20 protein-coding genes and 7 pseudogenes are annotated in these 23336 nt (G+C 65.7%); 18 read left to right on the top strand and 9 right to left on the bottom strand.

The window, feature by feature from the left end:
- Positions 1 to 78: 78 nt before the first annotated feature.
- Together IPK20_17310 and cadR are read right to left on the bottom strand one after the other, a co-directional pair.
- Positions 79 to 294 carry a hypothetical protein gene (locus IPK20_17310; protein MBK8018297.1) on the bottom strand — a complete coding sequence of 72 codons (216 nt, stop codon included), beginning with the start codon at positions 292 to 294 and terminating at the stop codon, positions 79 to 81.
- A gap of 209 nt (positions 295 to 503) precedes the next feature.
- Positions 504 to 944 (bottom strand): annotated as a pseudogene (gene cadR / locus IPK20_17305) (Cd(II)/Pb(II)-responsive transcriptional regulator).
- Positions 945 to 1169: 225 nt separating this feature from the next.
- Here cadR and IPK20_17300 point away from each other — a divergent pair.
- The 15 genes and pseudogenes from IPK20_17300 (at position 1170) to IPK20_17230 (ending at position 14158) form a co-directional block, all read left to right on the top strand.
- Positions 1170 to 3305: pseudogene (locus IPK20_17300) on the top strand (heavy metal translocating P-type ATPase).
- On the top strand, positions 3302 to 3490 hold the full coding sequence (locus tag IPK20_17295; GenBank protein ID MBK8018296.1) for a hypothetical protein: 189 nt from the start codon (positions 3302 to 3304) through the stop codon (positions 3488 to 3490). Before IPK20_17300 ends, IPK20_17295 begins: the two are co-directional and overlap by 4 nt.
- Positions 3487 to 3886 (top strand): annotated as a pseudogene (locus tag IPK20_17290) (DUF3703 domain-containing protein). The gene IPK20_17295 and the pseudogene IPK20_17290 overlap by 4 nt, the downstream one beginning before the upstream one ends.
- A gap of 28 nt (positions 3887 to 3914) precedes the next feature.
- A complete protein-coding gene (locus tag IPK20_17285) occupies positions 3915 to 4442 on the top strand; it encodes a lipoprotein signal peptidase (protein ID MBK8018295.1) in 528 nt (175 codons plus the stop codon).
- 38 nt (positions 4443 to 4480) lie between these two features.
- A pseudogene (locus IPK20_17280) lies at positions 4481 to 5046 on the top strand (SCO family protein).
- 73 nt (positions 5047 to 5119) lie between these two features.
- A complete protein-coding gene (locus IPK20_17275) occupies positions 5120 to 5560 on the top strand; it encodes a disulfide bond formation protein B (protein MBK8018294.1) in 441 nt (146 codons plus the stop codon).
- Positions 5557 to 6216 carry a thioredoxin domain-containing protein gene (locus tag IPK20_17270; protein MBK8018293.1) on the top strand — a complete coding sequence of 220 codons (660 nt, stop codon included), beginning with the start codon at positions 5557 to 5559 and terminating at the stop codon, positions 6214 to 6216. Before IPK20_17275 ends, IPK20_17270 begins: the two co-directional genes overlap by 4 nt.
- Before the next feature lie 114 nt (positions 6217 to 6330).
- Complete coding sequence (locus IPK20_17265) at positions 6331 to 6612, top strand: hypothetical protein (protein ID MBK8018292.1); 282 nt, start codon at positions 6331 to 6333, stop codon at positions 6610 to 6612.
- 63 nt (positions 6613 to 6675) lie between these two features.
- A complete protein-coding gene (locus IPK20_17260; GenBank protein MBK8018291.1) occupies positions 6676 to 7215 on the top strand; it encodes a hypothetical protein in 540 nt (179 codons plus the stop codon).
- Between the two features lie 277 nt (positions 7216 to 7492).
- On the top strand, positions 7493 to 7957 hold the full coding sequence (locus IPK20_17255) for a copper chaperone PCu(A)C (GenBank protein ID MBK8018290.1): 465 nt from the start codon (positions 7493 to 7495) through the stop codon (positions 7955 to 7957).
- A gap of 166 nt (positions 7958 to 8123) precedes the next feature.
- Positions 8124 to 9058: pseudogene (locus IPK20_17250) on the top strand (cation transporter).
- 3 nt (positions 9059 to 9061) lie between these two features.
- Positions 9062 to 9372 (top strand): annotated as a pseudogene (locus IPK20_17245) (zinc ribbon domain-containing protein).
- A 191-nt stretch (positions 9373 to 9563) separates the two neighbouring features.
- Positions 9564 to 11693: a thioredoxin family protein gene (locus IPK20_17240; GenBank protein MBK8018289.1), complete on the top strand. Its 2130-nt coding sequence runs from the start codon at positions 9564 to 9566 to the stop codon at positions 11691 to 11693.
- Between the two features lie 209 nt (positions 11694 to 11902).
- A pseudogene (locus tag IPK20_17235) lies at positions 11903 to 12441 on the top strand (methyltransferase).
- Positions 12442 to 12754: 313 nt separating this feature from the next.
- A complete protein-coding gene (locus tag IPK20_17230) occupies positions 12755 to 14158 on the top strand; it encodes a DUF4382 domain-containing protein (GenBank protein ID MBK8018288.1) in 1404 nt (467 codons plus the stop codon).
- 192 nt (positions 14159 to 14350) lie between these two features.
- Here the strand turns inward: IPK20_17230 and IPK20_17225 are convergent, their stop codons facing one another.
- The 5 genes from IPK20_17225 to guaB all read right to left on the bottom strand — a co-directional run bounded on the left by IPK20_17225 (position 14351) and on the right by guaB (position 20809).
- Positions 14351 to 14911 (bottom strand): TMEM165/GDT1 family protein, encoded by a 561-nt coding sequence (locus IPK20_17225; protein ID MBK8018287.1) that lies wholly within the window; start codon positions 14909 to 14911, stop codon positions 14351 to 14353.
- A gap of 450 nt (positions 14912 to 15361) precedes the next feature.
- A complete protein-coding gene (locus IPK20_17220; GenBank protein MBK8018286.1) occupies positions 15362 to 16138 on the bottom strand; it encodes a hypothetical protein in 777 nt (258 codons plus the stop codon).
- On the bottom strand, positions 16132 to 17145 hold the full coding sequence (locus IPK20_17215; GenBank protein MBK8018285.1) for a hypothetical protein: 1014 nt from the start codon (positions 17143 to 17145) through the stop codon (positions 16132 to 16134). Before IPK20_17215 ends, IPK20_17220 begins: the two co-directional genes overlap by 7 nt.
- A 506-nt stretch (positions 17146 to 17651) precedes the next feature.
- Positions 17652 to 19217, bottom strand: a complete 1566-nt coding sequence (guaA, locus tag IPK20_17210; protein MBK8018284.1) for a glutamine-hydrolyzing GMP synthase — start codon at positions 19215 to 19217, stop codon at positions 17652 to 17654.
- A gap of 131 nt (positions 19218 to 19348) precedes the next feature.
- Positions 19349 to 20809, bottom strand: coding sequence for an IMP dehydrogenase (gene guaB, locus IPK20_17205; protein ID MBK8018283.1), 1461 nt, complete (start codon positions 20807 to 20809; stop codon positions 19349 to 19351).
- 54 nt (positions 20810 to 20863) lie between these two features.
- Between guaB and IPK20_17200 the strand changes: the two genes are divergently transcribed.
- Positions 20864 to 21193: a hypothetical protein gene (locus IPK20_17200; GenBank protein ID MBK8018282.1), complete on the top strand. Its 330-nt coding sequence runs from the start codon at positions 20864 to 20866 to the stop codon at positions 21191 to 21193.
- Positions 21194 to 21235: 42 nt separating this feature from the next.
- Positions 21236 to 21712, top strand: coding sequence for a DUF4124 domain-containing protein (locus tag IPK20_17195; GenBank protein MBK8018281.1), 477 nt, complete (start codon positions 21236 to 21238; stop codon positions 21710 to 21712).
- A 53-nt stretch (positions 21713 to 21765) separates the two neighbouring features.
- Here IPK20_17195 and IPK20_17190 read toward each other — a convergent pair whose 3' ends face one another.
- Together IPK20_17190 and IPK20_17185 are read right to left on the bottom strand one after the other, a co-directional pair.
- Positions 21766 to 22089 carry an RnfH family protein gene (locus IPK20_17190; GenBank protein MBK8018280.1) on the bottom strand — a complete coding sequence of 108 codons (324 nt, stop codon included), beginning with the start codon at positions 22087 to 22089 and terminating at the stop codon, positions 21766 to 21768.
- Between the two features lie 10 nt (positions 22090 to 22099).
- The gene (locus tag IPK20_17185) at positions 22100 to 22537 is read right to left on the bottom strand and encodes a type II toxin-antitoxin system RatA family toxin (protein MBK8018279.1); all 438 of its coding nucleotides are present in this window, start codon (positions 22535 to 22537) and stop codon (positions 22100 to 22102) included.
- Positions 22538 to 22609: 72 nt separating this feature from the next.
- Here IPK20_17185 and smpB point away from each other — a divergent pair, with 72 nt between their 5' ends.
- Positions 22610 to 23062 carry an SsrA-binding protein SmpB gene (gene smpB / locus IPK20_17180; GenBank protein ID MBK8018278.1) on the top strand — a complete coding sequence of 151 codons (453 nt, stop codon included), beginning with the start codon at positions 22610 to 22612 and terminating at the stop codon, positions 23060 to 23062.
- Positions 23063 to 23336 lie beyond the last annotated feature (274 nt).

The following is a 23336-nucleotide window of genomic DNA, read 5'->3' as shown; positions in this document are numbered from 1 at the left end:
CGGGCCATGGCCGAGCGCGGGCCTGTGCCATCGATGTGACCGGCGTTACCCACAGGCCGGTGACGGTCGCGCCAGCGGTCACCGTCGGCAGCACCGCGCCCATGACATTGCCGCCCCCATCATGGGCGTCCGGATCGTCCCCGTGGCCTCGTCGTCAACGAAGACGTCGCCGCCGACGCGCTGGATGACTGGGCGGGTGTAGCTGCCCAGCGACAGCGTGAAGGTCCCTTGGCCGTCGCTGACCACGCCGGCGATCTGCGCGCCGACGGCACCGTTGATGGCGGCAAACGCCATTCACCGTCGGGCGGCTCACCGCGCCGTCGAAGACCATCTATCGACATCGATCGACTCCCGCGACCATCGCCGACACCCTTGACGCTCGTCCTGGCCGGTCAGGGCAACGCCCACGACGGGCTGGAATCAAACGCGTCAAACTGTTTTCCCAGCTCGCTTCTCCGCCCGCATTTTTTTGTCACGGTGCAGCACGAGCGGCTCAGGTCAGTTCAGTGCGTGCCACGCACGTGACGCTGCGTGGTCGTTTTTGAAGTCCGGCCGGACGAAGTCCCCAGACCGCCGAGGATTCCGCAGTCCTTGCCGTGGCCCGGACTCGCAGCGCGCGCGCAGTACCCGTAGTTCCCTCTCGAGCGCGCGCAGCTCGCGGATCCTCTGCGACACATGGCCAATGTGCTCATCGAGCAAGGCGTTCACGTTCGCGCAGTCCTTTCCAGGTGCGTCCTTGAAACGCAACAACTCCTGACTTCGTCGAGCGCCATGTCGAGGTTGCGGCAATTCCGGATGAATGCCAACCGCTCGACGTGCGCCGAGGTATAGACGCGATAGTTCGCCGTACTGCGTTTAGGGTCGGGAAGCAGACCTTCCCGCTCGTAGAAACGAATGGTCTCGACACGGGTATCGGTCGCGGAAGCAAGCTCGCCAATCTTCACTCGGGACTCCCGGCGGAAAGAGGGGTCGAAGAGCATTTGACTCTACACCGACTACAGGGTTTCAAATGCCGCTAAACGTACTCGCGGCGCAGCCGCATCCGAGACTCAAGAATGTCCAAGCCCGACCACGATCAAGTCCGGGTCAATGCGTGCTGTGAGCCGCCAGAGCAACGGCAAACCGCCCTCCCCGTGACCAGTGCCGCCGGATGGCTGCACGTTCCGGCAATGGATTGTGTCACCGAGGAGTCGGAGATTCGGCGCGCACTCGATCGCCTTGACGGCATCCGTGCGCTGACCTTTCGCCTCAGCGAGCGCAACGTGCACATCGATGCGTCGCCGGCGGTTGTGGAAGAAGCCGCCGGCCTGCTGCGCCGGATCGGGTTCGATGCACGCCCTGTGGACGAGCGGCCTGCGACGCCGGAAGCAGCTACCGATGAACAGAGCCACGAGCCCGCTGCTGCCAGCGTTCGCACGGCGGCCATGAAGCTGGCTTGCGCCCTGGTGTTAGCGATATCGGCTGAGCTGGTGGGCTATTTCGTCACCGAGACGATGGTGACGAAAGCGCTGGGACTAGCGCTGGCGGGGAGCGCCATCGCGCTGGCCGGTTTCGACGTCTACAAGAAGGGTATCGCGGCGCTGCTCGCCGGCCGACTGAACATCAACGCGCTGATGAGCGTTGCGGTGACCGGCGCCGTATTCATCGGGCAGTGGGCCGAAGCGGCGATGGTCATGGCGTTGTACGCGATCGCGGAATTGATCGAGGCCCGGGCGGTCGAACGCGCTCGCCATGCCATCACCGGACTGATGGCGATGGCGCCGGAAACAGCCACGGTTCGACAGGACAAAAGCGAGTGGCGGGTTGAGCGGGTTGGCGACGTGCCGCTGCGTGCCATCGTCCGCATCGGGCCGGGCGAGCGCGTTCCCCTCGACGGCATCGTCGTCGCCGGAAACTCGAGCATCAACCAGGCGCCGGTGACCGGCGAGAGCATCCCCGTCGACAAGGAAGCGGGCGACCCGGTCTTCGCCGGAACGATCAACGAGAACGGGCTGATCGAGGTCGAGGTGACCGCGCTGGCGGCAAATTCCACGCTGGCGCGGATCATTCACGCGGTCGAGCAGGCGGAAGGAACCGGGCGCCGACGCAGCGGCTTCGTCGACCGCTTCGCCGCGGTCTACACGCCTGCCGTGTTCGTCATTGCGATTCTGGTTGCCGTCTCGGGGCCCTGGCTGTTCGGCTGGACGTGGCTGCAGGCCATCTACAAGGCCTTGGTGTTGCTCGTCATCGCATGCCCCTGCGCCCTGGTCATTTCGACGCCGGTGACGGTCGTGAGCGGGCTGGCCGCCGCGGCGCGGCGCGGCATCCTGATCAAGGGCGGAGTCCATCTTGAAGGCGCCCGCCACCTGAAGGCGATCGCGTTCGACAAGACCGGCACCATCACTGAAGGCAAGCCGCGACTGGTCGAATGGAGCACGCTGCATGGGGCCGCCGATCGCGATCGGATCGCAGCCATCGTCGCGAGCCTGGCCGGGCACTCGGATCACCCGGTTTCGAAGGCGATTGCGGAGGGGCTCCCGAAGAACGGGGCGACGGTGGTCAACTACAGGGCGCTGCCCGGGCGGGGCGTGACCGGAACGGTCGATGGTCAGACGTACGTGCTCGGCAACCATCGCCTGATCGAGGAGCGCGGCCAGTGCAGCTCGAGCCTGGAAGCCCGGCTGCGCGTGCACGAAACCGCCGGCCGGACGGTGACGGTCCTGGCTTCCGACGGCGCCGTGCTAGGCATCTTCGCGGTCGCCGACGGGATCAAGGCGCATTCGGCCGATGCGGTGGCAGAACTCTAGGCGCCTGGCGTCCATCCGCTGATGCTGTCGGGCGACAACGCGGCGACGGCGCGCACGATCGCGGAGCAGGCGGAAATCGACGATGCCCGCGGCGACTTGCTGCCAACGGACAAACTGGGTGCGCTGAAGGCCCTGCAGCAGCGCTACGGACCATCCGGCATGATCGGGGACGGCATCAACGATGCCCCGGCGCTGGCCCAGGCGGACGTTGGCTTTGCGATGGGGGCGATCGGCACCGACACGGCCATGGAAGCGGCCGACATCGTGATCATGAACGACGATCTGCGCCGGGTTCCCGAAACCATACGCCTTTCGAGGCGTACCAGTGCGATTCTCTGGCAGAACATCAGCCTGGCGCTGGGGATCAAGGCGGTCTTCCTCGTGCTGGCCCTTTTCGGCAGCGCCACGATGTGGATGGCGGTATTCGCCGATATGGGCGCCAGCCTCCTGGTTGTCGCCAACGGTCTGCGATTGCTCAGCGCGCCCGTTGGCGATCGACAGCCTCGGGTGACGACATGAACGCCAATGAAGAAAAGTCCGACCCGCCACTCAAGACACCGCCGCGTGCGGATCGAGAATTGTCCCGGCGCAACCTCCGCACCGCCTTGCTCCTGCTAATCCTCGTGGTGGCATCGCTCGCGAGCGTCTTCTACGAGTTCGGCGCCTTCGGCAATCGGAACCAAGTACCGCAGGAGAAGAAGTGAGTTCGCGAGATTCGGCGTTCAACGAGGCCTTCGCCACGGCCAGGACTCTTTACCGCGCCGGGGACCTGCAGGCCGCCTTCAGCCTGCTGGAACGCGCCCATCTGCTCGGCCAAAGGCAGCTTGGACGCCACTGGGCAGTGCACGTCTGGATGTTGCGCATTGGGTGGCGCCGCGGCGACCTGGGCGAAGTGGCAGGTCAATTGCTGAGACCTCGTCCTCACGCCACTTGGACACCTAACGGGCCGCCTGCCGGTCGGCAACACGGGCGGATCAAACGTCAGCGCGTTTGCCTCGCTGCCCGTTCCGCCGGACCTGCAGAACGCTGCTGACAGAGGAAGACAAGTGAAGGACTCCGAATGCTTTGCGCCAGCGCGCTCATTTGAAGGCCTACATTGACCGCCCCATCATTCGACACCCGACGTCGCTGGCCGGCCTGGATGCTTTTTGCCGCGCCGCGCTGGCTGCTTTGGACCAGGCGACAAAGGCCATTGTCGCTGCCGCCCCTGCCCTGCATGCACGCGTGGAGGTGACACCCTGGTTCAACCTTGTGCACGTGCTGAACCCCGGAGCTGCTTTTTCGTTCCTTGCCGACGCCTCCGGCTGGCAGCGGTATTTCCTCTCGGCGATCGGACTGACAGTCAGTGCAATCCTGCTGTGGATGCTATGGCGCGGCGTGAAGAATCGCCTCGAGGCGGTGGCATACGCTGGTCTCATCGGCGGCGCGCTCGGCAATGTGATCGACCGCCTCCGCCTCGGAGCGGTCGTCGACTACCTCGACTTCTACTGGCAGGACTGGCACTGGCCCGCGTTCAATCTGGCCGACATCCTGGTCGTCGGCGGCGCCGGCCTTTTGATCGTCGCAGGTGTGTTGCCACATACACGGTCGGCTGCGAACGGCTGCGCACCGACAACGCTGCTGCGCACCGAGCGACGAAAGTCTGCTCGTCCTTGAGACAATCCACGGCTCCTTCGCAGGAAAGCGCTACAGGCATGGTTCGCACCGCACTTCTCTTCGTCGTCTGCATCGCAGTGGCGGCCTGCCAGCCGCAGAAGTTCAATGGCGTCCCCATCACCGGGAGTTCGATCGGCCCCGACTTCTCGCTGGCCGATCACACCGGGACGACGCGCAAGCTGGCGGACTTCCGCGGCAAGGTCGTGGTGCTGTTCTTCGGCTTCATGAACTGCCCTGACGTATGCCCGACAACCCTGTCGGACATGGCGGCAGTGAAGAAGAAGCTCGGGCGAGACGGTGACCGCGTGCAAGTGATCTTCGTAACCCTCGACCCCGAACGGGATAGCGCGGCCTGCTGGCGCAGTATGTGCCGGCCTTTGACCCGACATTTCTCGGGCTGCGCGGCAGCGTGGAGGGGACGGCGGCGGTTGCGAAGGACTTCAAGATCTTCTATCAGAAGGTGCCGGGCGCCGACGCGATGAAATACACACTGGATCACACCGCGGCCAGCTACGTGTTCGATCCCGAGGGTCGCCTCCGATTGTTCGTGCGCTATGGCATGGGTACGGACCTCATCGCGGCGGACATCAAGAGGCTTCTATGACCTGGCGTGCAGCATCCGGCCGCGAGTTATTGCCATACCTCGCCCAGCGCTTCTCATTGCGCGCGAGTTCAGCATGAGCCCGGTCCATCCCGCTCCGAGCAGCGCCCAGTGGGCACTGCTGTTCTCCGCCTGGCTGATCGCGCTTGTTTCGACGCTCGGGGCGCTGTTCTCCAGCGAGATCATGGGGCTGGAACCATGCGTGCTCTGCTGGTACCAGCGGATCGCGATGTTCCCGCTCGCGCTGATGCTCGGCTTCGCCCTGCTCCCGTTCGATGCTCGGGTCGTGCGCTATGCGCTGCCGCTGGCACTTGTCGGCACAGCGATCGCGGCGTATCACACCTTGCTGGTCTGGGGCCTGGTGCCGAAGGATATGGTGCCGTGCGGACAAGGGCCGTCGTGCGCTGAGGTCAAGTTGGAACTGCTGGGCTTTATCACATTGCCGCTTCTTTCGCTGACGGCATTCGCACTGATCGTGATTCTGCTGTGGATCTTGAAATCGAGGAAATCAGGATGAGTAAATCGTTGATCGTCATAGGCACCATCGTGCTCGCCGCGGTGGCTTTCATCGGCGGCAGCAAGCTCTACCAACAGTCGCAGACCAGCGAGCGCGCTGGTTTGGCAAGCAGCAGGTCGGCGAATCTGGTTCGCCCTCATTCGCCGATTTTCGGCAGCGAATCTGCGAAGGTCACGATCGTCGAGTTCCTGGACCCTGCGTGCGAGACCTGCGGCGCGATGGCACCGCTGGTCAAGAGTCTTGTGACGGCGAGTTTTGGCCAACAGGTGCGTCTGGTCGTGCGCTATGCGCCGCTGCATCAGGGGTCCGACCAGATCGTCCGCATCCTCGAGGCGGCGCGACTGCAGGGCAAGTACTGGGAGGCGCTGGAAGCGGTCCTCGCGTCTCAGTCCATGTGGGCCTCGCACGACAATCCGAGGCCCGAGCTCGTCTGGAACATCATCAGCAACGTGGGAGTCGACATCGCACGGGCCAAGGCGGACCTGCAGAACCCCAAGATCACTGAAACGCTCAAACTGGATCGGGAAGATCTTGTCGCGCTGAAAGTGACGAAAACGCCGGAGTTCTTCGTCAACGGAAAGCCTCTGCCGCAGTTCGGGCCGGAACAGCTGAAGGCGCTGGTCAAGAGTGAAACTCGCCTGGCGTACGGCCAGTAGCCCACCGCGACGAGGATCTCGCAGGTTGTCGTGCCAGAACGTAAGCGATCGAACTACGTCGATCGGAAAAACTGTCCGCTTCGGAAAGAGCGTCTCTTGATGGAGGAGGTAGTCATGAAAATGCGGCGAATCTTCGCGAATTCAGTTGCTGCGGCATTGATTGCAGTACTGACACCTCAGGCCAACCTGGCAGTTGCTGCTGCGACCGATGCAAAGCCCGGACAGACCGCTCCCAGCAACGCGCAAATCGAGGAGCTTCAAGGACATATTCGCGCGATTCAGCAACAGTTGGACAAGCTGAGTGCCACCCAGGCGGCGGCGTCGCAGCACAGCCAGATGCGCCAGCACTGGCAGTCCATGCAGGACTACATGCGACACATGCAGGGCATGCCCTGATGCGGATGGGGACCTCCGACTTCGGGACCTCCTCCGATGGGCCCTGGAATGATGGGTCCCGGAATGATGGGGCGCGGCATGATGGGGCCGCGCGCTCAGGGCGACTGGATGATGGGCTGCCCGATGACCGGCATGCCCGGCGCCGCATGGCAGCTGCCTCCTGGCATGACTGCCGAACAGTACCGCTCGCAGATGTTCCAGAACATGCAGCGGATGCACGATCAGATGGCGAAGATCCAGTCCACCACCGACCCGGCCGAACGCCAGCGCCTGCTGCAGGAACACTGGCAGGACATGTACCGCAACATGCAGTCGATGCGCGGCATGGGTTGGATGTGGGGCGGACCGATGGCAAACGGGCAGGCCGCGAAACCATTGCCCGAGCCTGCCTCAGCGGGCGCGAAACTTGTGACCACCTACTGCACCCAATGTCACGCCGCACCGACGCCCGAGCTTCACGCCGCTGCCGAGTGGGCGGCTGTCACTGCGCGCATGTCGACGAACATCAGCAACTTCAACGCCTCGGGGTGGCGCGGAGTGAAAGTGCCCAGCGAGTCAGAGATGAAAACCATCCTCGGGTATCTGCAGAAGTTCGCGCGCTGACGCCTTTGGGCTCCTCGGCGCTTGGGACTTTGTACGCCGCACCGGTTTCCCATCACTGCAGTGCCGCGGACGAGGCACGCGCATCCGTGGGGCGCCCAGCCAACACGGTCATCGCGCTGGCGCAGGCACCGGTTCCAGCAGTAGCACCTGTGCAAGACGCGCCGGAAAGGGCACCTACGCTGTCCCGCCGCGACGCTGCCCGAATCCCGCCGCTGAGTGCCAGCGGTCTTTTTCGCACGCCGAGCGCGCGCCTTTATTCGAACCGAGGATTCCTCGCATGAAATCGACTCGTTACGCCGCGGCCGCATGCGTCGCGCTTTCCGTCACGCTTCCCGCTGCCGCTCAGGTCACCGTCGGCGACCCGTGGATCCGAGGCACCGTTCCGCAGCAGATGTCCACCGGCGCCTTCATGCAACTTAGGTCGGCCACGGACGCGAAGCTCATCGAAGCCCGCTCGCCGGTTGCGGGTGTCGTCGAGATCCACGAAATGAAGATGGAGAACAACGTCATGCGTATGCGCGCCGTGCAGTCGGTGGCGCTGCCTGCGGGTCGTACGGTCGACCTGAAGCCCGGCGGCTACCACGTGATGATGATGGACCTGAAGCAGCAGATGAAGGACGGTGATGTCGTGCCCGTGACGCTGGTCGTTGAAAGCGGCGGCAAGCGCGAGACGATCGAGGTCAAGGCGAAGGTGCGCGCTGCCACGGCGAGCGGCGACATGCTGAAGAAAGACGGAAAATGATCGATGGCCGGCATTCAATTCCGCGGACACCGGTATCGTGTTCAACGCCGCCGCGCTGATCTTCGCTGCTGTCCGTCGTGATTACGCTCCTGCCTGAGCGGCTCCGAGGGTACGCGAACGGGTAACGGTAGCGGCCACGCACCGTCACACACGACGGATCTCACGAATGGGAAGCGGTCACGCGCACCGGACGACCGGCAACGAAAGGGCTCTGTGGTGGGCGTTCGGCCTGACGGGCTCCTTCCTGATTGCCGAGGTGGTCGGTGGCCTGCTCTCCGGCAGCTTGGCGCTGATATCGGATGCGGCGCACATGTTCACGGATACGGCCGGCCTCGCGATCGCACTCGCGGCCATCCGCATCGGCAAGCGCCCGGCCGACGGCCGCAGGACCTTCGGCTACTACCGCTTCGAGATTCTCGCCGCGACTTTCAATGCCGTGCTGCTGTTCTTGGTCGCGATCTACATCCTGATCGAAGCGTACCGGCGGCTTCAGCAACCGCCGGCGATCGACTCGATCACGATGCTCGTCGTAGCGAGTTTCGGGCTCGTGGTGAACCTGATCAGCATGCGCCTGCTCAGTGCTGGCAAGGAATCCAGCCTCAACGTGAAGGGCGCCTACCTCGAAGTGTGGAGCGACATGCTCGGCTCCGTCGGCGTCATTGTCGGCGCGCTGATCATCCGGTTCACCGGATGGTCGGCGGTCGACTCCGTGATCGCCGTGGCGATCGGCCTGTGGGTGGTGCCGCGCACTGGACTCTCCTGCGTGAGAGCCTGAACGTTTTGCTGGAAGGAGTGCCGGAAGGCCTCGGGATGGACGAGGTAGAACGGGCGATTGCTTCGATACCCGGCGTCGCCGGCGTCCACGACCTGCATGTCTGGTCGATCTCGAGTGGAAAGGTCAGCCTCACAGTGCACGTGGTCGGTAATCCGACGACCGCCGAACCCTTCGAGCTGGTGCGGCAACTGCGCGCACTGCTGGCCGAACGGTTCGACATCCACCACTCGACGGTCCAGGTCGAGCGCGAAGCCTGCGAACAGGCTGCGGCACGGCACGGATTCGGCGGCGCGAAATCGACAGGATCCGAAGCGCGTGGAGCATGAGTCATGAGTTTTCTCGAGCGTTTGCTCAGAGGCTTGGGCGGCCACCCGGGGAAAGCTACCGCCGCGGCCATGGCGGCAGTCACCACGGCGGGTATCGCTATCAGCGCGGCGGTTCGCCGACTGACTATTCGCCGCAGCAGGATATGCCACCGGCGAGCGCAGATAACGCCTGCGGCAAGTGCGGGGGGCCGAATGGGGCCGATGCGAAGTTTTGTCAGCGTTGCGGCGCGTCGCTGATCGCAAAGTGCACGGGTTGTGGCGCGAAATTGTCGGCCGATTCGAAGTTCTGCAGTCAGTGCGGGCGGCCGCGTTAGCCGAAGTGGCATCTCGAGACGACTCCGCCCGAGCTTCATGGAAACGGACTAACCGAGCGGCCGCGCTTTTCGGCCATTCGCTGCAACCAAACCTGCGGACGATGATCAGATTACGTGCCAAATCGCCGCAGCGAGCCGGGGTGCCGAGCCATGGAATGCGACTGGAGCCCTTCAGCATGCTGTCTACACGAGTGAGGTCCGTTTTCTGCTCGCTCGCAATCGGCTTCGGGCTGGTTGCGTCTGCGACCGCGCAGATCGAATCGCTTCCTCGCTTCGGTGCGCCCGCGGCGAACATCAAGGGTGAACTACTCGCGGCGACGGATGCGGTGGTGCCGGGCCAGCCGCTGCTGGTCGGCCTGAGGCTGGTGCCATCCGGAGGCTGGTACAGCTACTGGCAGGTCCCAGGCGATGCCGGATTGCCCACTCAGATCGCGTGGCAACTGCCGCCGGGTTTCAGCGCGGGGCCGATCGAATGGCCGCATCCGCAGCGGCTGCCGCTAGGGCCGATGGTGAACTTCGGCTACAAGACCGAAACGATGCTGTTGACCACACTGAGCGTCCCGCAGAACCTGGCGACGGGCGGGTCGGTTACGGTGCGGGCCGAGGCGAAGGCGGATTGGCTCGAATGCAAGGACGTCTGCATTCCAAATGGGGCCACGTTGAGCCTCACGCTGCCGGTCCGCGAGTCTGCCAAACCTTCTGCCGCGGCGAGCCTGTTCGCGGCGGCCCGCGCGCTGGTTCCGCAGCCGCTGGCCGGCGCCGAGGCGCAGGCAACGCTCGACGGCAAGCGGCTCCGGCTGGCGTTGGCCTTGCCGAGCGACCGCCGGATGGACCGCGTCGAGTTCTATCCGCTGGAAGAAGCCCGCATCGAACCGTCTGCAGCGCAGATCCTCAAGCGCGAAGGGACGCAGACTGCCGTGTACCTGACCGCGGCGACGGCGGCCGCGCCCGATTTCAAGACGCTGAAGGGCGTGATCGTCGCCAACGGCGGGCCGGCCGTTCCCAACGGGTGGACCGCAACAGTCGAGGCGCCGGTTTCTGCTGGCGCGGTCGCGGCGAGCGCCTTCGAGACTGCGGGCAAGGATCCAGTTGGCAGCTCAGCCTCGATGACGCTGCTGATTGCGTTCGGCGGCGCGCTTCTGGGCGGCCTGATCCTGAATCTGATGCCCTGCGTGTTCCCGGTGCTGTCGCTGAAGCTGATCGGGCTTTCGAAACACCGCACGCAGTCCGGTCCGCTGGCCGCGCATGGACTCGCGTTCACGGCTGGCGTCGTGCTTTCGTTCGTGCTGCTGGCTGCCTTGCTGCTCGCCCTGCAGCAGACCGGCCAGGCGCTCGGCTGGGGCTTTCAGCTGCAAACGCCGTGGGTGATCGCAGCGCTGACCGTTCTGTTCTTCGTCATCGGCCTGAACCTGCTCAGCGTGTTCGAGTTCACGTTCGGGCAGGGCGTCGTCAACTCGCAGGCGGCCGACGCGCTGGCGCGCAAGTCCGACTGGCGCGGCAGTTTCGGCACCGGCGTGCTGGCGGTGATCGTCGCTTCGCCGTGCACGGCGCCGTTCATGGGTGCGGCGCTCGGGTATGCGATCACGCAACCGCCGGCTATCGCGATGTCGGTCTTCGCGGCGCTCGGCGTCGGTATGGCGCTGCCGTACCTGCTGCTGACACTGTTTCCGCGCTGGCTGGCCCGATTGCCGCGGCCGGGGCGCTGGATGGAGATCTTCAAGCAGTTGATGGCGTTTCCGATGTTCGCGACCTGCGTCTGGCTGCTGTGGGTGCTGATGCAGCAGGTCGATGCCGGCGAGGTCGCGCTGGCACTGGGCGCTATGGTGGCCGTCGGCTTCGCGCTGTGGGCGCTTGGCCTGTCTCAGCGCGGCGCAAGCGTGTTCCGCTGGGTGGCCCTGGCCGGTGCAGTGGTCGCTGCATTGACGTTCACCCCGATCGTGGGCGCGGGAGCGGCGGGTACCAGCGAGGTGGCGCTCGGCGATGGTTGGATCGACTATTCGCGCGAGACGCTGGCTCAGCTGCATGGTGAGGGCAAGCCGGTTTTCGTCGACTTCACGGCAGCCTGGTGCGTGACCTGTCAGATCAACAAGAAGGCCGTGCTGGACACCGAACGGGTTCGCGCCCGGTTCGCTGCCGACGGCGTCGTCCTGATGCGCGCCGACTGGACCAGTCGCGACGAGCGCATCACGCAGGCGCTGGCCGAGTTTGGGCGCAACGGGGTGCCGCTGTACGTGCTGTACGACCGCTCAGGGAAAGCGGCCTTGCTGCCGCAGTTGCTGACCCCGGGCATCGTCTTCGACGCGCTGGACAAGATCCAGTAGCCGTGGCCACGCAGTATTCGTGAGCCCTGAACGGACGGATACTCGCTACCGATGTTTCCGCATCCCTGCGATGTCCTTGCCGTCCTGCTCGCAAGTTGCTTCTGGATGGCCCGCGTCTACTCCGCCCCGGATCGACAGCCGCAAGTCGCCTGATCGAGGCCGAGGAGTGCTGCGACAGGCGCGAAGCGCGGCGCTCAGCTGGCGCTTTCATGCGCGCATTACTGAGCAACCCCCGCTCCGTGGGCGCTTTGCTGTCCGAGTTCGCCGCGGCTCGCGCGTGCGGTCGCCGCCGCGGTCGACGCCTCCGCCGGTCTCGTCGTCGAACTCGGAGGGGGCACGGGTGCCATCACCTCGGCGCTGCTCGCGCGGCCTGCCGCCGGACCGGCTGATCGTCGTCGAGCGCGACCCGATTCTCGCGCGCCACTTGCGGGAGACGTTTCGCGGCGTCAGCGTGATCCGCGGCGACGCGGTCGAACTCGCGCGACTGCTGGCGCACGATGAAGGCGGGGGGCCCGCCGCCACCGTGGTCTCGAGCCTGCCGATGATTTCGCTGTCCCGGGAGGAAGTCCGCGCGATCGGAGCGCAGATCTGCGCAGTGCTCGAGCGCGGCGGGGTTCTCGTGCAGTACACCTACCAGATCGCGCTCGGCCACGCGCGCGTACCCGGCTGCTTCGATCTCGTCGCCAAGAGCCGTGTCTGGGGCAATCTGCCGCCAGCGCGCGTCGAGGTGTATCGCCACCGCGACTGACACGCCGGCGACGCCGCGGCAATCCTTGCAGGTGTAGTGCCCGATCGGAGTGATGCAGCAACGCGGCGGGCTTGCCTCTACGCCACGCGGCCACGTCAGTGCGTCGATGACCAGCGAGCTGGTCGTTGGCGCACTCACCGACCAGCCGACCACCTTGCGGCTGTACGATCGATCACCAACACTTGGTAGGGCCGCCGGAACGGAGCCAGCGCAGGACTTCCCCCTCACTCGAATTTGCGCAACGTCACTTGATGCATCGCAACATGCCGACGTCTTGAGGGGTGTTTCATAGGGCTTCACGAGAGGAGCACCGATGAGACGTCTTGCGCTGATGACGGCCGCGCTGATGCTGGCCGCCTGTGGTGGCGGCGGCAGTGGAACGTCGCCAGCCACTTCTAACACGCCACCGACGACCGCGCCGACCACGGCGACATCGCCGGTCCAGATCAATCTCGGCGACGATCCAGCCGATCGCCTGATGGCCGTCAACGTCACCGTCAACGCCGTCGCCCTTCACAGGGCGGACGGCCAGTCGGTGACCATGCTGTCGTCGCCGCGGCCAATGGAGCTGATGCACCTGATGGGCACCGTCGCGCCGCTGGCCGTCACGAACGTCCCGCACGGCATGTACACGGGTGCGACGATGACATTCGGCGCGGCCACCGTCATGCACATGGACCCCGCGACCGGGCAGCCGCTGCAGCGACAGGTCGCGGGACCGATGACCAGTCACGTCACCTTCAGCTCCCCGCTGGTGGTCGGCGCGACGCCTATGGTCGTCAACTTCGACATGAACATGTGGGCCTCGGTCGGCATCGACTCTGCGGGCAACGTGAGCATGTCGCCCGCGCTGACCGCGCATCACAACGCTGCGGTTGCCAACAGCCAGCACCATGAACAGGGCGGCCTGCACGGTCTTGTCGGGGTCGTGGGCGGAACCGGCACCAACGCATTCACGCTGTCGATGATGCAGGGCCTGAGCGGCATTCCGTTGACAACCCATAGCGGTACGCATTACGAAGGGACGGGCGGCCAGCACGGGATGGGCGCCGGACAGATCGTCTCCGTGGATGCAAGCCTCCAGCCGGACGGTACGTGGGTCGCCTCTCACGTCCAGTCGCACATGGCGTCCGGCGGCGCGATGTCCGGCGGCGTGATTGCGACGGTGACGGGCACTCCACCTACGCAGCTGGTGCTGGTGATGCACGACGGCGCCAGCGGCGGAATGATGGCGTCGGGTCTGGCGGGCACGACAACGGTCAACATCGGCGACAGCACGACCTTCGCCATCGACGCGTTGAATGTCGACCTGGCGAACCTTCCGTTCACACCGCGCTTCGATCGCGCGAATGTGAGCGCGGGGCAACGCGTCGAAGCGCTCAGCACCTCGCAGTGGATGCAGGGCGGGGGGATGCACGGCATGACCGGTGGTGGCACGCTGACGGCGACGTCGGTGCGCCTGGCCCAGCAAGGGCTGCGGGGGACGGTCTCCGGATACACGCCGTCGGGCTCGGAGGCCACCTTCGTCCTGACGGTGCCCGCCGACTCGGCCTTCGCCAAGCTCACGGGCAAGACATCGGTCACGGTCTACCAGCGTGCGACGACTCTGCTGACCGGTGCGGCAAACGTGAGCATCGGTTCGGTCGTTCAGGCGCGCGGACTGCTATTCAACGACGCCGGCGCGCTGCGTCTCGTCGCTACGAGAGTCCGGTCTTAGACGCTCCCACCGATGTGGGCACGCTCGCCGCTTCCCAGCCGCCGGTTGACGATCACGCCTTGCGGGGTCGACTCAAGCCGTAGGCCCGCGCGATCCGTCCGGCAATCTCGGCAACGCTGCTGTTGATCTTGAGCGACTTCGGATCGATCGAGCGATCTGCCTCGATCGCGCGTCGAGAAGCCCGAGCATCGCCTAGCCGAAAGTCAGCACGCCGACGCCTAGCGCTGCAAACACCAGCGCTGCCGCGACATGGACCGCGCGCACCGGAAGTCGCCGGGCCAGCGTCTCGCCGAAGAATGCGACCGGGGCGTTGGCGAGCAGCATGCCTATGGTCGTGCCCATGACCACGGCGATGAGGGAGTCGAAGCGGGCGGCAAGGGCCACGGTGGCGATCTGAGTCTTGTCGCCGATCTCCACGACGAAGAAGAGGAAGGTGGTCGTCACGAATACGCCGCCAACCTTGCGTGACGCACTGGCATCATCGTCCAGCTTGTCGGGGATCAACATCCAGGCCGCCATCGCAATGAACGAGAGCCCGAGGATCCAGCGCATGGCATCGGCGCCGATCACCTTGGTGAGCCAAGCGCCAACCACACCGGCGATAGCATGATTGACAAGGGTCGCCACAAAGATGCCCGCGACGATGGGCCAGGGCTTCTTGTAGCGCGCGGCTAGCACGAGGGTCAGCAACTGTGTCTTGTCCCCGATCTCGGCGAGCGCAACGATGCCGATCGAGACGAGCAAGGCTTCCATGGGACGCTCCAGGCCGGGACGAGTAACCGAATGACCGCGCCCCTCCCCAGCCAGGTAGGGGACCCGCAGCCAATGGTCTCGCCGGACATCCCGCCGCTCGTGCCATGGCCAGGACAGGCCAAGTGTGTTGACGCGAGCCCCGCTCGGCCGAGGCCGACGGTCGACTACTCCCCAAGAGCAGGACAAATTCTACCCTTCGACCCACACCGCGGTCACGCGGGGGCTCGCGTAGAAACTCCGCCGCAGGGAAACGCCCCGTCTATCGTTGAATCCCGGTCCGCGGCCAGAGGGATCCCCCGCTTCGACGGACTGATGGAATCGGCGATCGGACTTCTGCACACCAGCGGACGATGATTGGCGCCGGTCGATCGTCCCGGAATCGTGAGTCAGCTCAGTGCGTCCCGCGCACGTGACGCTGCGCGGGTGCCGGCCAACATAACCTAATCGTGATCACGTCGCGCGCCGTGGATCCAAGCCGTAGGCCCGCGCGATCCGTTCGGCAATCTCGCCGACGCTGCTGTTGATCTTGAGCGACTTCGGATCGATCGAGCGATCTGCCTTGATCGCGTCGAGGAAGCTGTTCAAGTCCTGCGCGATTCTCTCGGCGACGGGTATGCGAGTGTCCGGGGTGAGCAGCTGCGACAGGCGGAGTACGTCGTTCGCGTGCTTGCGGATGTTCTTGGTGTCGATCCGCTCACCCTTGGCCTGACGTTCGCCAAGGTCCAGCCAGGCGCTGGCCTTGAGCGGAATCAGCCTGTCCTCGCCCACCCACGGCAGGCCGTCGAGTTCCCTGCGTCCTGCAAGGATGAACTCGTAGTACGCATCGTCGAGCAGGATCGCGGACAAGCTCGCGACGGCCTCGTCGACGGGAATCGGTGTGAGGTGACTTCCTTCGGCCAGCTTGATCGCCTCAGGGGCCCGGCAGAACAGCTCGAGCATGACGGGAAAGCGATCATCGGCCGGCTTCTGGAATCGATAGAAGACTGGCTTCCCGGTGTCACTGGCCTGTCGGATCTCATAGCCGCCCGCCTCGATGAAGCGCCAGAACACGTCGCCGAATGATGGGCTGAGCGCCTCGATGTGGAGGACGATGTCCAGGTCCTTCGTGGCACGAAACTCGAGCCCCGCCTCTTCCATCGCAAGCGTCGCGGCCGTGCCGCCGATCAGCACGAACTGATCGGCGTGGCCGGCGAAGTGCTCACGAAAGACGTCCAGTCCCCTCACCACGGAAAGCGCCCTTTCAATTCATCGAGCGCGAGTTGAACACGTTCGTCCTGGTTGCCCTGCAGGCTGAGCGTCAAGGAAAGCGGATCGACGGTATCGCTGTCTCGCACGAGTGCTGGGCTGTAGTGCCAGAGTTCCCATTCGCAGGCTCCCGGCAACGGCTCAGGCAGCGTCTCGAAGCCGGCCTGTGTCGCCGCCTTCCACTCCGCCTGCCCGACGGCGTAGGTCGGCCACTGAGGTTCGGTGAGCATCGAAAACCGTGCGAGCGCGCTCAGACCCGCGAGCCTCAACGGACGCGGCCTCGTCTTCTGAGGAGGAAGCACCCAGGCTCGACGCTTGACGGGGCTGCGCAGCATGGGTCTCGCACGCTCCCAGGTCTCCGCGGCCGTGCGCTCCGTATGGAGCCATCGCACCCTCCCCTCGGTGCGCAGGGTCGCGATGCCGGCGGCCGTGAGCTCCTTGACCGCTCGCGACAGCGTCATCGGGGTGTAGCCCAGCTCGCCGACGACCTCGGCGGGCTGCCACTCGTTGCGCCACGGCCTTCGCAACAGGACGGCGATCAGCATCGCCTGCGTCGCTGGGCTGAGCGCGGTCTGTGCAGCGCCCGTCGGCTTGCGAAAATACTCGCGCAGGTCGATCCCGAGTTCCGGCAGATAGAGCTGGTTGCCCGGCACCAGGAACGGCACCTTCTGCTCGATGAGGCGCTTGCGTTCGTAGGACGCGAGGGTGCGGGTGACGTAGACCACCGGCATCCCGGCAAGTTGCCGGAGCTTGTCCATCTGGCCTCGAACGTTGGCCAGCCCCGGTCGGTCGGCCCGCTGATCGATCGCCAGGAGAACCTGGCGATCCAGAAGCTTCAGCTCCCGGACCTCGAACGCTTCCTGCAGGAAATAGGGCAGCTTGCCGGCGCCCGCCCACGCGCGAACCTTGGGAGCGATTCCCAAGGTTTCATGCAGATACGCGTGGACGGCAGCGTCGTCGTCACGCTTGGCACGGGTTTTATCTAACATAGCGAGTGCACGATAACACGAGTCATGTTATCGTGCAAGAGCGCGTTATCTCGATGCCGCGCAGAGCCTCAGGCCCGGTGCAGGACAACGTGACCCGGCGCCCAGACGCGCCTCCCAGTCGTGATGACAGAGCGGGCCGCGCGAGCGAAGAAGCGCCGCCCCACCTTGTGCCCTGCACGCCTCGGGGAGGCGCGGCATCCGATATTTCACCAGATGGCGATATTCGCTGTTCAGTGAAGATCAACCCAACCAGAAGCCAGCAAGCGACGGGAACCTCAACCCGGTCATGCCGCGATCCGACGCTTTTCCGCGGAGGTCCGTATCTACAACCAAGGACCCGACGCGCGTCCCCGTACCCATCGCCAACCAGCCCCGAGGAAACGATCAAGGTGATACCGAACACTTCGTGAGGCGCTTCGCCCGTGCGGCGCTCCTTCCCTATCGCGGCTTGCACGCCGCCCGACGCAACGAGGCTGGAGACAGCCCCGACGGGCCGGTTCGTCCCCCTACTCCCACTCAATCGTCGCCGGCGGCTTCCCGCTGATGTCGTACACCACCCGGTTGATCCCCCTCACCTCGTTGATGATGCGGTTCGAGACCGTGGCGAGCAGTGAGTGCGGAAGTTCGGCCCAGTGGGCGGTCATGAAGTCCTGCGTCTGGACGGCGCGCAGGGCGACGACGTGTTCGTAGGTGCGGCCATCGCCCATCACGCCGACGGAGCGCACGGGCAGGAAGACGGCAAAGGCTTGGGAGGTGCGCTCGTACCAGCCGTGCTTGCGCAGTTCGTCGATGAAGATGGCATCGGCGCGGCGCAATAGATTGGCGAAGTCGCGCTTCACCTCGCCGAGAATTCGCACGCCCAGGCCGGGACCGGGGAACGGATGGCGGTAGACCATCTCGTGCGGCAATCCCAGGGCGATGCCCAGTTCGCGCACCTCGTCCTTGAAAAGCTCCCGCAGAGGTTCCAGCAGTTTCAGGTGCAGCGTCTCCGGCAGGCCGCCCACGTTGTGGTGCGACTTGATGGTGTGGGCCTTCTTCGTCTTCGCACCGGCGGACTCGATGACGTCCGGGTAGATCGTGCCTTGGGCGAGCCACTTCACGCGCGAGAGCTTGGCGGATTCGCGCTGGAAGACATCCACGAACACGCGGCCGATGATCTTGCGTTTGGCTTCCGGGTCGCTGACGCCGGCCAGTTGCCCGAGGAATTCCTCCGACGCATCCACGTGGATGACCTTCACGCCCAGATTGCGGCCGAAGGTCTCCATCACCTGCTCCGCCTCGTTCAGCCGCAACAGGCCGTTGTCCACGAACACGCAGGTGAGCTTGTCGCCGATTGCCTTGTGGATGAGCGCGGCGGCCACGGAGGAATCCACGCCGCCCGACAGGCCCAGCAGCACTTCGTCGTTGCCCACTTCGGAGCGGATGCGGCCGACGGCTTCGTCCACATAGCTGGGCATGGTCCAGTCGTAGCCGATGCCGCAGATCTCGTGGACGAAGCGTTCGATGATGGACTTGCCCTGGAGCGTGTGCGTGACTTCCGGATGGAACTGCAGCGCGTAGAAGCCGCGGGTTTCGTCAGCCATGCCGGCGAGGGGCGTTGCGGCGTTGGAAGCGATGGTCTTGAAACCGGGCGGGAGCGCGGTGACCTTGTCGCCGTGGCTCATCCACACGTCGAGCAGTCCGTGGCCTTCGGTGTTCACGCGGTCCTGAATGTCTTTCAGCAGGCGCGAGTGGCCGCGCGCGCGGATCTCGGCGTAACCGAACTCGCGGACGAGGCCGTTTTCCACGCCGCCGCCGAGCTGCGCCGCCATGGTCTGCATGCCGTAGCAGATGCCCAGCACGGGCACGCCGGCCTCGAAGACGGCCTGGGGCGCGCGGGGGGACTCGCCCTCGATGACGGACGACGGGCCGCCGGACAGGATGATGCCGCTCGGCTTGAACTCGCGAACGAAAGTGTCGGAGACGTCGTCGGGGTGGATCTCGCAATAGACGCTGATCTCGCGCACGCGGCGGGCGATGAGCTGGGTGTACTGGGAACCGAAGTCCAGAATGAGGATGCGGGCGTGGGTCATCGTGGGCTGACGTCGAACAGTGGGCAATGGGGGATCGGGCCGGCCTCGCATGGCCGTTCCGGCAATTCTTCAAAGCGAGACGGGCCGCGCACGCTGGCGGCCCGTCGGTGTTTCATCGTGCGGCGCTCCGGTCAGTCGACCCGGTAGTTCGGGGCTTCCTTGACGATCTGCACGTCGTGCACATGGGACTCCTTCACGCCGGCGGCCGTGATCTCCACGAACTGCGCCTTGCGCTTCACGTCGTCGATGGTCGGGCAGCCGATGTAGCCCATGGCAGCACGCAGGCCGCCCACGAGCTGGTCGATCACGCTGGTCACCGGGCCCTTGTACGGCACGCGCCCTTCCACGCCCTCCGGCACCAGCTTGTTGCTGCCGGCGGAGGAATCCTGGAAGTAGCGGTCGCTGGAGCCCTGCTGCATGGCGCCGATGGACCCCATGCCGCGGTACGACTTGTACGAGCGTCCCTGGTAGAGCTCGATCTCGCCCGGAGCTTCCTCGGTGCCGGCGAACAGACCGCCCAGCATCACGGAATCACCGCCGGCCGCGATGGCCTTGGCGACGTCGCCGGAGTAGCGGATGCCGCCATCGGCGATCATCGGCACGCCGGTGCCGGCCAGGGCATCGGACACGCTCTGGATGGCGGTGATCTGCGGCACGCCCACGCCGGCCACGATCCGCGTGGTGCAGATCGAACCGGGGCCGATGCCGACCTTCACGCCATCGGCGCCCACGTCCAGCAATGCGCGGGCGGCGTCGCCCGTGGCGATGTTGCCGCCGATCACCTGCAGTTGCGGGAAATTGCGCTTGACCCACTTCACCCGGTCGATCACGCCCTGCGAATGCCCGTGGGCGGTGTCGACGATGATCACGTCCACGCCCGCTTCCACCAGGGCGGCGGCGCGTTCGTCGGTATCCGCGCCCACGCCGATGGCCGCGCCCACGCGCAGCCGGCCGAACTGGTCCTTGCAGGCGTTGGGGTGCTCGGAAGACTTGAGGATGTCCTTGACGGTGATGAGACCCTTCAGCTCGAAATCGCCGTTGACCACCAGCACCCGCTCCAGGCGGTACTTGTGGAGCAGCGTCATCGCTTCTTCGAGGCTCGCCCCTTCCTTGACCGTCACGAGCCTTTCCTTGGGCGTCATGATGTTGCGGATGGGCTGGTCGAGGTTGGTCTCGAACCGGAGATCGCGGTTGGTCACGATGCCGACCACCCGGCCGTTTTCCACCACGGGCAGGCCGGAGATCCGGTGCTGCCGGGTGAGCGCGTCCACGTTGCGGACGGTCATGTCCGGCGAGATGGTGATGGGGTCCTTCACGACCCCGCACTCGAACCGCTTGACCTTGGCCACCTCGGCCGCCTGGGCCGCCGGGGTCAAGTTCTTGTGCACGATGCCGATCCCGCCTTCCTGAGCCAGCGCGATGGCCAGCCGGGCTTCGGTGACGGTGTCCATGGCGGCGGACACGATCGGGATATTGAGCTCGATGGTGCGGGTGAGGCGGGTTTTCAGGGAGACATCCCGCGGCAGGACCGTGGAATGTGCAGGGACGAGAAGCACGTCGTCGAAGGTCAGCGCCTTCTGGATCACTTGCATGTTTTATGATCCTGAGCAAAGGCGCGATTATAGTGGGTAAACGACCCCTCCCCCATGCCCGTTTCATTCGACATCGACGTTCGCGAGCCGGTCCGCCGGCTGTTTGCCGGCCTGGTCCTCACCCTGTGCCTCGGCGGCTGGGGGGGTGCGGCTGCCTCGGAAGAAGCCGACACCGCCTTGGCCGCGGCCGAGCGTGCAGTGGAAGAAGCCCGCGCCCGGCAGGCCCTGTGGACCACGGCCGTTAGTGCGTTGAAGCAAGCCCGGACGGCCTGGGCCAAAGGTGATTTCGCCGCCACGGTGCAGTGGAGCAAGCGGGCGCAAGAACTGTCCGAGCTTGGACTGCTCCAACGAGAAAATGCCGCGGCCGTCGAGGGCAAGCCCTGATCGCGCCCCGATGTCCGCTGATGTGCCCCTTGGGAGAACACGATGAACCGAACGTACCGGGCGGCCCTGGCCGCCACCGTCCTCAGCCTGGCCGCGACCGGCGCCTCCGCCGAGATCTGCCGCTGGAAGGACGCGAATGGCCGGACCCAGTACTCCGACACGCCTCCCGCCGGGGTCGTCTGCGAAGGACAGATCAAGAAACCCAGGCCTTCGTCAGGTGCCGCCGCCCCCGCGGCGCAACCCTCGGCCGGGTCCAAGAACTACCAGGAACTCGACATGGAGTTCCGCAAGCGGCGCACCGAGAAGGAAGAAGCCGAGAAGAAAGCCCAGTTGCAGAAGGAGGCCGCCGAGCAGAAGAAGGCGGCCTGCGACGAGGCCCGGGCCCGGGTGGCCGGGTTGCAGTCGGGCGGGCGCGTTGCCAAGTACGACGCCAACGGCCAGCTCCAGTACCTGGGCGACGATGACATCAAGAAGTCTCTGGCCGACGCCCAGCGGGCGGCCAGCGAAGCCTGCAAGTAACACCGGCCGGGCGAACGCCCCCTTCCGGCGAAAGGCAGGTCCGGGGAGTCCCCTCAGCCCTGCCGCCTTGTCCCGGCCCGTTTCTCCGCCAGCTCTTTCGCCAGCTTTTCTGCCTTCTGCGCCCGCATCCGGCGGGCGTCCTTGGGGTCCGCGGTGAGCGGCCGGTAGATCTCGACCCGGTCGCCGTCGCGCAGCCGCTGTTCGAGTTCCGCCTTGCGGCCCCAGATGCCCACGCCTGCGGGCAACTCCGCTGTCTCGGGATGATCCGCGGCCATCCGGGAAGCCGCCAGCGCATCCCGGACGGTCGCCCCGGCCTGGAGGATCACCTCGCGAATGTCCTGGTGCCTGGGCGTGGCGTAGATCACCTCCACGCGCATCGAAGGGGCCTCACCGGGGTCCATAGACCTGACCCGCCCGCTTGACGAAGGCGTCCACGAAGGTGGTGGCGATGTGCTCGAACACCGGTCCCACCACCTTCTCCAGCAGACGGCTGGTGAACTCGTAGCGAAGGATGAGCTGCACCTTGCAGGCCTCTTCGGCCAGCGGGTGGAAGTGCCACGCGCCGTCCAGGCTCTTGAAGGGCCCGTTCACCAGCCGCATGTCGATGCGGCGGGGCCACTGTTTGGCGTTGGCGGTGGTAAACCGCTGCTTGATGCCCTTGAAATCGATGATGATGGCGGCGCGGGTGACGGCTTCGTCGCGCGCTTCCACCACCGTTCCGCCGCACCAGGGCAGGAACTGGGGGTATTCCTCCACCCGTTCGACCAGGGTGTAGATCTGTTCGGCCGAGTACTCCACGAGAACCGATCGGTCGACTTCATGCATAGATGACTGCTGACGCTCCCTGCCGCATGCCGGCTGTTAGAATCTTCGACCACTCACGCTGACGCACATTCGATGAGCATTGCCCAGAACAAGAAGGCGTTCCACGACTATTTCATCGAAGAGCGTTTCGAGGCGGGCATCGCCCTGGAAGGCTGGGAAGTGAAATCCATCCGCGCCGGCCGCATCCAGCTGGCCGAATCGTATGTCGTGATCAAGAGCGCGGAGGTCTATCTGCTGGGCGCGCACATCAGCCCCCTGCCCACCGCATCCACCCACATTCACCCGGACCCCACCCGCACTCGCAAACTGCTGTTGAAGGCCGACGAGATCCGGCATCTCATCGGCAAGGTCGAACGGGCCGGCTACACGCTCGTCCCGCTGAACATGCATTTTACCCGCGGCCGGATCAAGCTGGAGATCGGCCTGGCCAAAGGCAAGAAGCAGCATGACAAGCGCGAGACCATCAAGGAACGCGAGTGGAAGGTGGAGCAGCAGAGGCTGCTGCGGAACCGGAACAAGGCGTGACGGGGGCCCCCCCCCCCCCGGGGGCCGCCCCCCCCCCCCCCCCCCCGCCCCCCCCCCCCCCCCCCCCCCCCCCCCCCCCCCCCCCCCGGGGAAGGGGGGCCCCCCGGCGCCCCCCCCCCCACCCCAACCCGAGCCCCGCGCCCCCCCCCCCCCCCCGACGGGCCCCCCCCCCCCCCCCCGCCCCCCCCCCCCCCCCCCCCCCCCCCCCCCCCAGGCCCCCCGGGGGGCGGGGGCCCCCCAGAGGCCGCTGGCGCGAACCGGAACAAAGCGTGAC

It is taken from the genome of Betaproteobacteria bacterium (assembly GCA_016713305.1).
GTDB lineage: Bacteria > Pseudomonadota > Gammaproteobacteria > Burkholderiales.
The sequence above is the reverse complement of the archived record's forward strand: the minus strand, read 5'-3'. Positions and strand labels throughout refer to the sequence as shown.